This window comes from Enterobacter sp. MGH85 (assembly GCF_001037655.1).
Taxonomy (GTDB): domain Bacteria; phylum Pseudomonadota; class Gammaproteobacteria; order Enterobacterales; family Enterobacteriaceae; genus Enterobacter; species Enterobacter intestinihominis.
Window position 1 is genome coordinate 4,244,049 of record NZ_KQ089925.1, and the last position, 12,701, is coordinate 4,256,749.

Below are 12,701 nucleotides of genomic sequence, written 5' to 3' on the forward strand. Positions count from 1 at the left end.
TCATGACGATGTTACGTCCCGCTATACTGTTGTTTATTCTGCTGTCTCTGATTACCGGCGGGCTTTACCCGCTGATGACAACCGCGCTGGGCCAGTGGTGGTTTGAGGACCAGGCCAACGGCTCGCTGATTATCCAGAACGGTGAAAACCGCGGCTCGCGTCTGATTGGGCAAAACTTTACGGACCCGCGCTACTTCCAGGGACGCCCTTCCGCCACTGCGGAAAGCCCGTATAATCCAATGGCCTCCGGCGGCAGCAATCTGGCTGGCAGTAATCCTGACCTGGACAAAGCCGTTGCTGAACGCGTTGCCGCCCTGCGCGCCGCGAATCCGCAGGCCAGCCGTGAGGTGCCGGTTGAGCTGGTCACCGCCTCCGCGAGCGGGCTGGATTACAGCCTGACGCCGGACGCAGCGGCGTGGCAGATCCCACGCGTGGCCGCCGCCCGTCAGCTGACCGTCGAGCAGGTGAGCCAGCTGGTTGCAGAACATACGCAAAAGCCGCTGGTCAGCTTCATCGGCATGCCGGTAGTGAACATTGTTGAGCTGAATCTGGCGCTGGATGCGCTAAGGAAGAACTAAATGACCGAAGAGCCCATGCGCCCGGATCCGGACAGGCTGCTTGAACAAACGGCTGAAGCCCACCGCGGCAAGCTGAAAATTTTCTTCGGCGCCTGCGCGGGCGTCGGGAAAACCTTCGCCATGCTGACGGAAGCCCAGCGGCTTCGGGCGCAGGGGCTTGATATTCTCATCGGCGTGGTGGAAACCCACGGTCGCAAAGAGACGGCGGCGCTGCTGACGGGGCTGGCGACGCAGCCGCCCCAGCGTATCAGCCATCGCGGTCGGCTGGTGACGGAGTTCGATCTTGATGCCGCCCTCGCCCGCCGCCCCGCGCTGATCCTGATGGACGAACTGGCGCACAGCAACGCGCCTGGCTCACGCCACCCGAAGCGCTGGCAGGATGTTGAGGAGCTGCTTGAAGCCGGCATCGACGTCTTCACTACGGTGAATGTTCAGCATCTGGAAAGCCTGAACGACGTGGTAAGCGGGGTAACCGGTATCCAGGTGCGGGAAACCGTCCCCGATCCGTTTTTTGATTCTGCCGATGAAGTCGTACTGGTTGACCTGCCGCCTGACGATCTGCGCCAGCGCCTGCACGAAGGCAAGGTGTATATTGCCGGCCAGGCCGAACGCGCCATCGAACATTTTTTCCGCAAAGGAAACCTGATTGCCCTGCGCGAGCTGGCCCTGCGCCGCACCGCCGATCGCGTGGATGACCAGATGCGCGCCTGGCGAGACCTGCAGGGGCGGGAGCGCGTCTGGCACACGCGTGACGCCATTCTGTTATGCATTGGTCACGGCAGCGGCAATGAAAAACTGGTCCGCACCGCCGCCCGGCTTGCGGCGAAGTTTGGCAGCGTCTGGCACGCGGTGTATGTCGAAACGCCACAGCTTCACGGCCTGCCGGAAAATCAGCGTCGCGCCATTTTGAGTGCGCTGCGGCTGGCGCAGGAGCTGGGTGCCGAAACCGCAACCCTGTCCGATCCGCAAGAAGATAAAGCCATTCTGCGCTACGCGCGCGAGCATAACCTGGGCAAGATTGTCATTGGACGTCGCCAGCATCGCCGCTGGTTTAGCCGCGAATCTTTTGCCGACAGGCTGGCACGCCGCGCGCCGGATCTGGATTTAGTCATCGTCGCGCTGGATGACAAGCCCACCCCCCTGCCCGGCCGTACGCCGGACGCACGCACCTTTGGCGATAAATGGCGCGTCCAGATCCGGGGCTGCCTCGTGGCCGTGGTCCTTTGCGCCCTGATTACGGTGATTGCCAGCCAGTGGCTAATCGCCTTCGATGCCGCCAATCTGGTCATGATTTATCTGCTGGGCGTCGTTGTGGTCGCGCTCTTTTATGGCCGCTGGCCGTCGGTGCTGGCAACGGTGATCAACGTCATCAGCTTCGACCTCTTTTTTATCGCTCCGCGCGGGACGCTTGCTGTCTCGGACGTGCAGTACATTCTGACCTTTGCCGTGATGCTTACCGTCGGGCTGGTGATCGGGAATCTGACGGCAGGCGTACGCTACCAGGCACGCATTGCCCGCTATCGCGAGCAGCGCACCCGCCATCTGTATGAGATGTCAAAATCGCTGGCGGTCGGTCGCACGCAGCAGGATATCGTCCAGACCAGTGAGCAGTTTATCCGTTCGACCTTTCATGCCAGTAACCTGATTTTGCTCCCCGACGAGCAGGGGCGCCTTCACCCGCTGACCTCCCCTTCGGGGATGACGCCCTGGGATGAAGCGATTGCCCGCTGGAGCTTTGATAAGGGGTTACCTGCCGGTGCCGGCACCGACACTCTGCCCGGGGTGCCTTACCAGATCCTGCCGCTGCGCAGCGCGAATAAAAATCACGGGCTGGTCATCGTCGAGCCGTCTAACCTGCGTCAGCTGATGATCCCCGAGCAGCAGCGCCTGCTGGAAACCTTCACCCTGCTGGTCGCCAGCGCTCTTGAACGGCTGGCGCTCACCGCCAGCGAAGAGCAGGCGCGGCTGGCAAGCGAGCGCGAAAGTATTCGCAATTCGCTGCTGGCAGCGCTGTCTCACGATTTGCGCACCCCGCTTACCGTGCTGTTTGGTCAGTCCGAAATTCTGACGCTGGATCTGGCGGCGGAAGGATCAAAACATGCGATGCAGGCCAGCGAAATTCGTCAGCACGTGCTAAATACCACGCGTCTGGTGAACAACCTGCTGGACATGGCGCGCATTCAGTCCGGCGGGTTTAACCTCAAAAAAGAGTGGCTCACCCTTGAGGAGGTTGTCGGCAGTGCGCTGAAGATGCTGGAGCCGGGTCTCGGCGGGCGCCATATCGAGCTGGACATGCCGGAACCCCTGACGTTAATCCATGTGGATGGCCCGCTGTTTGAGCGCGTGCTGATTAATCTTCTGGAAAATGCCGCTAAATACGCCGGGGCAAAGGCCCGGCTGGGGATTGCTGCCAGGGTGGATAAACGTGTGCTGCGGCTCGATGTCTGGGATACCGGGCCGGGTATTCCGGCCGGCCAGGAGCGCGCCATATTCGAAAAATTTGCGCGCGGTAATAAGGAATCTGCCATTCCGGGCGTCGGGCTGGGGCTGGCGATCTGCCAGGCGATTGTTGACGTGCATGGCGGCACCATTTCCGCAGAGAACCGCCCGGAAGGTGGGGCACGCTTTTGTGTTACACTTCCTCTTGAAACCCCACCAGAACTTGATGAATTACCAGAGGATTTGTGATTAACGTTCTGATTGTTGAAGATGAGCTCGCTATCAGCCGATTTCTGCGTACCGCGCTGGAAGGCGACGGTTTGCGCGTTCATGAAGCCGGAACGCTTCAACGGGGGTTAATTGAAGCCGCCACCCGCAAGCCAGATCTGGTGATCCTGGATCTGGGACTCCCGGATGGCGACGGCATCGATTTTATTCGTGAGGTGCGTCAGTGGAGCCAGATGCCCATTCTGGTGCTCTCTGCCCGCACCGAAGAGACGGATAAAATCGCCGCGCTGGATGCCGGAGCGGATGATTATCTGATCAAACCGTTTGGCATTGGCGAGTTACAGGCCCGGCTGCGTGTGGCGCTGCGTCGACACAGTGCCACCACTCCTTCTGAACCGGTGTACGTCTTTGGCGATATCCGCGTCGATCTTGCCGCCCGCCGAATGGTGCGAGGGGAAGAAGAGATCCACCTTACGCCTATCGAGTTTCGTCTGCTGGCCGTGTTGCTCAGTAACCACGGAAAAGTGTTAACGCAGCGACAGCTGTTAAGCCAGGTCTGGGGACCGAATGCTGTCGAACATAGTCACTATTTACGCATTTATATGGGACACCTTCGCCAGAAACTTGAAGCCGATCCCGCGCGTCCTCGTCATTTATTAACAGAAACCGGTATCGGATATCGGTTTATGATCTGAATAAGTATTCACTTTAATTTTAAATAAAGAACACGCCAGCCTGAATATAGCCATGAAAATAACGCCGAGATTATTTTCATGCCTATATTTGTCCTCACTAAACATAATTAGAACACCAATTTAACACCAAACCAACAAAACAGCATTTTGATCTGCGTTATTCACTCATAACGACTAATTATTTCTGAAATGATCGGTTATTGGTGATCTGTTTCACAGTTAATCCCTTTTTCCTGGATAAAATGACCGTGCTTTCAATTACTGAAAGGAAAATGAACATGGAAAACAATAATCGTTTAATGCCCCATATAAGGCGGACAACACATATCATGATGTTTGCCCACCGAAACTGTTTTGACTTTCATCTCTTTAACGCCCGGTAGTCCTTCGACTTCTGGCGCATCTGCTTACAGGTTATCCTGAAAAACGCTATTTTACAGGCTGTTGCCTGTGAACACCTGCGCTCATTCCTTGTGATTCAGATTCTCCGCAACCGGGCGGACTGAATTCTACTCAGCAAAAAAGCAATTAACTGATTTCGTATCAGCGGACGCGCTTTGCTTTTTTTTCCGGAAAAAATCGATTTCTTTACCGCAAGAAGTCGAGGGCCCCATATTGCCTGAAATAAAGAGATAAAGATGAAAACGTTAAAAATTGCCGTCAGCCGTGCCTGCCCTGAATGCTTTACCACTTCGCGCGAGATCGTGGATATCACCGCATCGGATTATATTGATGTGGCAGCCGTGGTTCTGGCCGTCAGTGATATTTTCAATGGCGCCATAGAAGAAATAGAAGCCACGGGATTCGGTATTCCGGTGTTTATTGCCACGCATAAAGAAGAAAGGGTTCCGGCTGAATTTTTGTCGCGTATTCACGGCGTTTTTGAGTACTCCGACACCAGCAATGCGTACTACGGACGCCAGCTTGAAGCGGCTGCGCAGAAGTACGAAACCAAGCTCCGTCCGCCGTTCTTCCGCGCGCTGGTCGATTACGTCCAGCAGGGGAACAGCGCGTTTGACTGCCCCGGACATCAGGGAGGCCAGTTCTTCCGCCGCCATCCGGCCGGAAACCAGTTTGTCGATTTCTTTGGCGAAACGCTTTTCCGCGCCGATCTGTGCAATGCCGACGTGGCAATGGGCGATCTGCTGATCCATGAAGGTGCGCCATGCATCGCCCAACAGCATGCGGCAAAAGTCTTTAATGCGGATAAAACCTACTTCGTGCTGAACGGCACCTCCTCTTCCAATAAGGTGGTGCTCAATGCCCTGCTCACGCCAGGCGATCTGGTGCTGTTCGATCGCAATAACCATAAATCTAACCACCACGGGGCGCTGTTACAGGCGGGAGCGACGCCGGTGTATCTGGAAACAGCGCGCAACCCGTACGGGTTTATCGGCGGTATTGACGCACACTGTTTCGACGAGAGTTACCTGCGGGAACTGGTGTCAGAGGTCGCGCCTGGTCGCGCGCGGGATGAACGTCCCTTCCGTCTGGCGGTGATCCAGCTGGGCACCTACGACGGTACCATTTATAACGCCCGTCAGGTGGTGGATAAGATTGGTCACCTGTGCGATTACATCCTGTTTGACTCCGCCTGGGTGGGTTACGAGCAGTTTATCCCGATGATGGCCGACTGCTCGCCGCTGCTGCTGGAGCTGAACGAAAACGATCCGGGCATTCTGGTTACCCAGTCGGTGCATAAGCAGCAGGCGGGCTTCTCGCAAACCTCGCAAATCCATAAGAAGGACAGCCACATAAAAGGCCAGCCGCGCTATGTTCCGCATAAGCGCCTCAACAACGCCTTTATGATGCACGCCTCCACCAGCCCGTTTTATCCGCTGTTTGCCGCCCTGGATATCAACGCCCGCATGCACGAGGGGCAAAGTGGGCGCAACATGTGGATGGACTGCGTGGTGACGGGTATCGAAGCGCGAAAACTGATCCTTCAGAACTGTCAGTTTATTCGCCCGTTCGTGCCGGAGACGGTGGATGGCCGTCCGTGGGAAAGCTGGGATACGGCGGAGATCGCCACCGATCTGCGCTTCTTCCATTTCGTTCCGGGCGAACGCTGGCACGCCTTTGAGGGATATGCCGAGCATCAGTATTTTATTGATCCCTGCAAACTGCTGCTGACCACGCCAGGCATCAACGCCCGCACCGGCGAGTATGATGATTTCGGCGTGCCCGCCACCATCCTCGCCAACTTCCTGCGTGAAAACGGCATCGTGCCGGAAAAATGCGACCTCAATTCCATTCTGTTCCTGCTCACCCCGGCGGAGGACATGGGCAAATTGCAGCAGCTCGTCGCCCAGCTGGTGCGCTTCGAAAAACTGCTCCAGAGCGATGTGCCGCTGAAAGAGGTTCTGCCCTCTCTTTATAAGCAACATCCGGAACGTTATGCGGATTATTCCCTGCGTCAGATTTGTCAGGAGATGCACGACCTCTACGCCCGCCATAACGTGAAGCAGTTGCAGAAAGAGATGTTCCGCAAGTCTCACTTCCCGCGCGTCATGATGAACCCGCAGGAGGCGAACTATGCCTATCTGCGCGGTGAGGTCGAGCTAGTGTCACTGCGCGACGCGGAAGGCCGTATCGCCGCGGAAGGCGCGCTGCCTTACCCACCGGGGGTGTTGTGCGTGGTTCCGGGGGAAGTCTGGGGCGGTTCCGTGCTGCGCTATTTCGCCGCGCTGGAAGACGGGATCAATCTGCTGCCGGGCTTTGCGCCGGAGTTACAGGGGGTTTACGTCGAGGAGTGTGACGGGCGCAAACAGGTGCGCTGCTACGTCATTAAACAACCCGCCGCTCAGCCGTCTCTGCTGAAAGGAGAAAAATTATGAGTAAGTCCAACAAGATGGGCGTGGTACAACTCACTATCCTCACCATGGTGAATATGATGGGGTCCGGGATCATCATGCTGCCCACCAAGCTCGCTGAAGTGGGGACGATTTCGATTATCTCCTGGCTGGTAACGGCAGTCGGCTCAATGGCGCTGGCGTGGGCGTTTGCCAAGTGCGGGATGTTCAGCCGTAAGTCTGGCGGCATGGGCGGCTATGCCGAATATGCGTTTGGTAAGTCCGGTAACTTTATGGCCAACTATACCTACGGCGTGTCGCTGCTGATCGCCAACGTGGCGATTGCCATCTCCGCTGTCGGTTACGGTACGGAGCTGTTTGGCGCGACGCTGACCCCGGTGCAGATTGGGCTGGCGACCATGGGCGTGCTGTGGATCTGCACCGTCGCCAACTTTGGCGGCGCGCGCATCACCGGACAACTCAGCAGCATCACCGTCTGGGGCGTGATCATTCCGGTAGTCGGTCTGTGCATCATCGGCTGGTTCTGGTTCAGCCCGACGCTGTACGCCAATTCCTGGAACCCGCATCACGTGCCGTTCTTTACCGCCGTGGGATCGTCCATCGCCATGACGCTATGGGCTTTCCTCGGGCTGGAGTCAGCCTGTGCGAATGCGGAAGTGGTGGAAAACCCGGAAAAGAACGTGCCGATCGCGGTACTCGGCGGGACGCTGGGGGCGGCGGTGATCTATATCGTCTCAACCAACGTGATTGCGGGAATTGTGCCCAACATGGATCTCGCCAACTCCACGGCGCCGTTCGGGCTGGCGTTTGCGCAGATGTTTACGCCAGAGGTAGGGAAAGTGATCATGGGACTGATGGTGATGTCCTGCTGCGGCTCGCTGCTGGGCTGGCAGTTCACCATCGCCCAGGTATTCAAATCCTCCGCTGACGAAGGTTATTTCCCGAAAATCTTCTCCCGCGTCACCAAAGCGGATGCGCCGGTACAGGGTATGCTGGCGATTGTGATTTTCCAGAGCGGTTTGTCGCTGATGACCATCAGCCCGTCACTGAACAGCCAGTTTAATGTACTGGTCAACCTGGCGGTGGTGACGAACATCATTCCGTACATTCTGTCGATGGCGGCACTGGTGATTATTCAGAAGGTGGCGAAGGTGGATCCGCGCAAAGCCCGGGCGGCCAATATCGTGGCGCTGATTGGGGCGATTTACAGCTTCTATGCGCTCTACTCGTCCGGTCAGGAGGCGATGCTGTATGGCGCGATGGTGACCTTTATGGGCTGGACGCTGTACGGTCTGGTATCGCCGAGATTTGAACTGAAGAATAAGCATAGTTAAAAAAGAAGCCCGGTGGCGCTAACGCTTACCGGGTCTACGAGATCACTGTTTTCTCCCTCTCCCTGTGGGAGAGGGCCGGGGTGAGGGCATCAGCCCGCACCAGACACCATTTACGCGTTTTTCAGCACTTCGCTGACAATCTCTACCGCTTCTTTCTCAATCTGCTGGCGGTGCTCAGCGCCGAGGAAGCTTTCGCAATAGATTTTATACGCATCTTCCGTACCGGATGGACGCGCGGCGAACCAACCGTTTTCGGTCATCACCTTCAGGCCGCCGATGGATGCGCCGTTACCCGGTGCCGCCGTCAGACGCGCGGTGATCGGGTCACCTGCCAGGGTGCTTGCGCTGACCATCTCCGGAGAGAGTTTGGACAGAGCGGCTTTCTGAGCAGAGGTCGCGCCAGCCTGAATACGGTTATAGCTTGGCGCACCAAAGCGTGCCGCCAGGTCGTTGTAATGTTCCTGCGGGTTCTTACCGGTAACCGCGGTGATTTCCGCCGCCAGCAGGCACATGATGATGCCGTCTTTATCGGTTGACCATGGGGTGCCGTCGAAGCGCAGGAAGGATGCCCCCGCGCTCTCTTCACCACCAAAGCCGAAGCTGCCGTCGTGCAGACCGTCAACAAACCACTTGAAGCCCACCGGCACTTCCACCAGCTTGCGGCCCAGCGCATCGACCACACGGTCAATCATGGCGGAAGAGACCAGCGTTTTACCCACCGCAACCTCTTTGCCCCACTGCGGACGATGCTGGAAGAGATAATTGATCGCAACAGCCAGGTAGTGGTTAGGGTTCATCAGCCCAGCCGGGGTGACGATACCGTGGCGGTCGTAGTCCGGGTCGTTGGCAAACGCCAGGTCGAACTTGTCGCGCAGCGCCAGCAGGCCAGCCATTGCGCATTCGGAGGAGCAGTCCATACGGATCGCGCCGTCTTTGTCCAGGTGCATAAAGCGGAAGGTCTGATCGACGTGATCGTTCACGATGGTCAGATCCAGCTTGTAGTGCTCGGCAATGCGTTTCCAGTATTCAATACCGGAGCCGCCCAGCGGATCCACGCCCAGCTTCAGACCGGCTTTCTGGATAGCGGCCATATCGACGATATCCGCCAGCCCTTCCACGAACGGCTGCACCAGATCCTGCTCTTTCACGTGGCCGGACGCCATGGCTTCATCCAGCGAGATGCGCTTCACGCCGTTCAGACCGTTAGCCAGTAACGCGTTGGCGCGATCTTCCACCACTTTCGTGACGTTGGTATCCGCCGGGCCACCGTTAGGTGGGTTGTACTTGATGCCGCCATCTTCCGGTGGGTTGTGGGACGGGGTGATCACAATACCGTCCGCCTGCGCGCCACCTTTTTTGTTATGTACCAGAATAGCGTTAGAAACCGCAGGCGTTGGCGTGAAACCGTTGTTCTCCTGAACAATCACGTCTACGCCGTTTGCCGCCAGTACTTCCAGCACGGAGATAAAGGCAGGTTCAGACAGGGCGTGGGTATCTTTCCCAACATAGCACGGACCGGTGACGCCATTTTTGGCGCGCTCTTCCGCGATGGCCTGAGCAATGGCCAGAATGTGCGGTTCGTTAAAGCTGTGGCGCGCCGCGCTGCCGCGGTGGCCAGATGTACCAAACTTCACTGCGTGTTCTGCGTTGCCCACCACCGGCTTCAGCACGTAGTACTGCGCGGTCAGTTGAGCGACGTTAATCAAATCGCGTTGTTGTGCAGGTTGTCCTGCACGGCTGTGATTTGCCATTGCCTGGTCCTTCTGATGCAAGGGTTAAATTGTACCGCAAACCTTTTCGATCAATTCCGCCGGGAACTGCATGGACTGCATGATATGTTCGATCATGCTGCACTTGCGGCCCGTATTGGTATTGGTGATCACCCAGTATGGCGTACCGGGAACATGTTTGGGTTTGGTTTGGTTGCCATTTTGCAGCAGGGTCTGCTCGTCACCTGCGAAGTAAACGCGCGTGCGACCGTGCAGCGACTCTGTCGCTTCTGCAAATGCGTTGTTATCCAGTGAGTAAAGTGTAGACAGCACCAGCATAAAGCGGTTAACCGCCTTTTTCTGCTCTGCATATTCATCGGACAGCAGCAGCTCGCGCATCGCGCGCACTTTGTCTTTTGCCGGCATGACGGCAGGTTTTACTTGTGCAACAACGCTCGGCTGAGACACAACATCTTTTGTGACAGGAGTGGGCTGTGAGGCGGCGGAAATTTTAAGCATGCGCCGTAAAATGTCGGACGCGCTCTCCCCAATATGCCGCGTCTGGCTGGCAATATACTGATAGAGTTCGTCATCAACTTCGATTGTTTTCATCTTAATCCAGTGCGATATCTTATCTGAATACAAGTCGTTGAGATTATAAGGTCTAATCCCAACAGCGGATAGCGTCAAACCAGGTTGGCGGCAAAAGTCAGATTAAACTGGATCCTTGCCCCCGGGCGGCAGAATGGTCAACATGATACCCTAACCTGACAAACCTAAAAAAAGAACTTTGCCATGAAATTGAATACCCGAGCGCAAACTGCACAATCGCCGAACAATAATTCTCCCATCGTACTGGTTCACGGCCTGTTTGGTAGCCTGGATAACCTGGGCGTGCTGGCGCGCGATTTAGTGACCGATCACGAGATCCTCCAGGTTGATATGCGCAATCACGGTCTTTCAGGACGCTCGGAGGAGATGACCTACGCAGCCATGGCGCAGGATCTGCGGGACACCCTCGATGCGAATAATATCCAGAAAGCGACGCTCATCGGGCATTCAATGGGCGGTAAAGCGGTGATGGCGCTTACAGCGCTGGCCCCTGAGCGAATTTCCGGTCTGGTGGTCATTGACGTTGCGCCCGTCAATTACGACGTTCGCCGTCACGATGAGATTTTCGCTGCGATCAATGCTGTGACAGAGTCAGGCGTCTCCACACGCCAGCAGGCGGCAGCCGTTATGCGCGAGCATCTCGATGAAGAAGGCGTGGTCCAGTTCCTGCTGAAATCCTTTGTTGACGGACAATGGCGCTTTAACGTCCCGGTACTGTGGGATCAGTATTCGCATATTGTGGGGTGGGAAAATGTCCCCGCCTGGCCGCACCCTACCCTCTTTATTCGCGGCGGCAACTCCCCTTACGTCACTGACGCGTACCGTGACACGCTGCTGGCGCAATTTCCGCAGGCTCGCGCTCACGTCATCGCCGGTGCCGGGCACTGGGTCCACGCGGAAAAACCGGATGCGGTCCTGCGCGCCATTCGCCGCTATCTTACTGATACAGCGAATTGATTAAAAAGCCAGCGACCGGAAGACGACGGGCTTCCAGTCGTTGGCGTGTGGATATGGGTGATGTATGATGGCGCGCTTATCGCCCGGGCATTAGCAGGGCGGCGTGTTTCCCCCGAAGTCTCAGAATCATGGCCAAAGAACAAACGGACCGTACGACACTAGATCTGTTCGCGAATGAGCGTCGACCGGGACGACCGAAAACGAATCCGCTTTCGCGCGATGAACAGCTGCGTATCAATAAACGCAACCAGCTTAAACGCGATAAAAATCGTGGGCTTAAGCGTGTCGAACTCAAGCTGAATGCCGATGCCGTCGATGCGCTTAACGAGTTAGCTGACGCGCGCAACATCAGCCGCAGCGAACTGATCGAAGAGATGCTGATCGCCCAGCTTGAGACGTTACGCGGCAAGGCGTGAGTCAGAAAATCCCCAATATTACCTTTTTCATGTAGCACAGAGTGCAGTCCTGCGTGATAGCTGTTTCCGCAGGGTTGCCTGTTCTGCTATTATTGCCCTTATCCGTGGACAATTTGCGCCACCATACCATTAAGTTTCAAGAGGTTATTTTACTCATGGCAATCATCGGCATTTTCTTTGGCAGTGATACCGGCAATACTGAAAATATCGCAAAAAACATTCAAAAACAGCTCGGTAAAGACGTTGCTGATGTGCATGACATCGCCAAGAGCAGCAAAGAAGATCTCGAGGGCTATGACATCCTGCTGCTGGGCATCCCGACCTGGTACTACGGTGAAGCACAGTGTGACTGGGACGATTTCTTCCCGACGCTGGAAGAAGTCGACTTCAACGGCAAGCTGGTTGCCCTGTTTGGCTGTGGCGATCAGGAAGACTACGCTGAGTATTTCTGTGATGCGCTGGGCACTATTCGCGACATCATTGAGCCGCGCGGTGCGGCGATCGTTGGTCACTGGCCAACAGCGGGTTATCACTTCGAAGCTTCCAAAGGTCTGGCAGATGACGATCACTTCGTTGGCCTTGCCATTGATGAAGACCGTCAGCCAGAGCTGACCGCAGAGCGTGTAGAAAAATGGGTTAAGCAGGTTCGTGAAGAGCTGAACCTGGACGATATCCTTAACGCCTGATATCCCTGCGGCGCAACTCCGGTTGCGCCCGTTGTCCAGGTAAAACCGATTAAATTAATTGCTACAAACTTTTAACTTTTTCGTCCAGACCTGTACAATATCCCCCTGGTAAAAAGTGGGTGCCATCGAACAAGTTTGTTGGTGATACCACGTTTTTATAAGCATACTTTGCTTGAGACTTGCAGTTTCCATTTAGCCATGGCAGTTCTATAATGAGACGCATTATCCCAAGTG

11 protein-coding genes are annotated in these 12,701 nt (G+C 56.2%); 9 read left to right on the forward strand and 2 right to left on the reverse strand.

Annotated elements, in window-relative coordinates; genetic code table 11:
- The first annotated feature begins 2 nt into the window (after positions 1-2).
- The 6 genes from kdpC to potE all read left to right on the forward strand — a co-directional run bounded on the left by kdpC (position 3) and on the right by potE (position 8,087).
- The gene (gene kdpC, locus SK51_RS20165; protein ID WP_022647452.1) at positions 3-578 is read left to right on the forward strand and encodes a potassium-transporting ATPase subunit KdpC; all 576 of its coding nucleotides are present in this window, start codon (positions 3-5) and stop codon (positions 576-578) included.
- Positions 579-3,266 carry a two-component system sensor histidine kinase KdpD gene (gene kdpD, locus SK51_RS20170; RefSeq protein ID WP_032676362.1) on the forward strand — a complete coding sequence of 896 codons (2,688 nt, stop codon included), beginning with the start codon at positions 579-581 and terminating at the stop codon, positions 3,264-3,266. It abuts the gene before it with no gap.
- Positions 3,263-3,940 carry a two-component system response regulator KdpE gene (gene kdpE, locus SK51_RS20175; protein WP_048206998.1) on the forward strand — a complete coding sequence of 226 codons (678 nt, stop codon included), beginning with the start codon at positions 3,263-3,265 and terminating at the stop codon, positions 3,938-3,940. The genes kdpD and kdpE overlap by 4 nt, the downstream gene beginning before the upstream one ends.
- A 278-nt stretch (positions 3,941-4,218) precedes the next feature.
- A complete protein-coding gene (gene speFL / locus SK51_RS24590; protein ID WP_003858645.1) occupies positions 4,219-4,323 on the forward strand; it encodes a leader peptide SpeFL in 105 nt (34 codons plus the stop codon).
- Positions 4,324-4,578: 255 nt separating this feature from the next.
- The gene (gene speF / locus SK51_RS20180) at positions 4,579-6,777 is read left to right on the forward strand and encodes an ornithine decarboxylase SpeF (protein ID WP_023305697.1); all 2,199 of its coding nucleotides are present in this window, start codon (positions 4,579-4,581) and stop codon (positions 6,775-6,777) included.
- Positions 6,774-8,087 (forward strand): putrescine-ornithine antiporter, encoded by a 1,314-nt coding sequence (gene potE / locus SK51_RS20185; RefSeq protein ID WP_023305696.1) that lies wholly within the window; start codon positions 6,774-6,776, stop codon positions 8,085-8,087. Before speF ends, potE begins: the two co-directional genes overlap by 4 nt.
- A gap of 110 nt (positions 8,088-8,197) precedes the next feature.
- Here the strand turns inward: potE and pgm are convergent, their stop codons facing one another.
- Both pgm and seqA read right to left on the reverse strand, forming a co-directional pair.
- Positions 8,198-9,838 carry a phosphoglucomutase (alpha-D-glucose-1,6-bisphosphate-dependent) gene (pgm, locus tag SK51_RS20190; protein WP_023305695.1) on the reverse strand — a complete coding sequence of 547 codons (1,641 nt, stop codon included), beginning with the start codon at positions 9,836-9,838 and terminating at the stop codon, positions 8,198-8,200.
- A gap of 24 nt (positions 9,839-9,862) precedes the next feature.
- Positions 9,863-10,408 (reverse strand): replication initiation negative regulator SeqA, encoded by a 546-nt coding sequence (gene seqA / locus SK51_RS25370; RefSeq protein ID WP_003858650.1) that lies wholly within the window; start codon positions 10,406-10,408, stop codon positions 9,863-9,865.
- 183 nt (positions 10,409-10,591) lie between these two features.
- Here seqA and ybfF point away from each other — a divergent pair, with 183 nt between their 5' ends.
- From ybfF to fldA, 3 genes are all read left to right on the forward strand, one after another.
- The gene (ybfF, locus tag SK51_RS20200) at positions 10,592-11,365 is read left to right on the forward strand and encodes an esterase (protein ID WP_022647446.1); all 774 of its coding nucleotides are present in this window, start codon (positions 10,592-10,594) and stop codon (positions 11,363-11,365) included.
- Positions 11,366-11,493: 128 nt separating this feature from the next.
- The gene (gene ybfE, locus SK51_RS20205) at positions 11,494-11,781 is read left to right on the forward strand and encodes a LexA regulated protein (RefSeq protein ID WP_003858652.1); all 288 of its coding nucleotides are present in this window, start codon (positions 11,494-11,496) and stop codon (positions 11,779-11,781) included.
- 155 nt (positions 11,782-11,936) lie between these two features.
- Positions 11,937-12,467, forward strand: coding sequence for a flavodoxin FldA (fldA, locus tag SK51_RS20210; protein ID WP_003858653.1), 531 nt, complete (start codon positions 11,937-11,939; stop codon positions 12,465-12,467).
- The last annotated feature ends 234 nt before the right edge of the window (positions 12,468-12,701 follow it).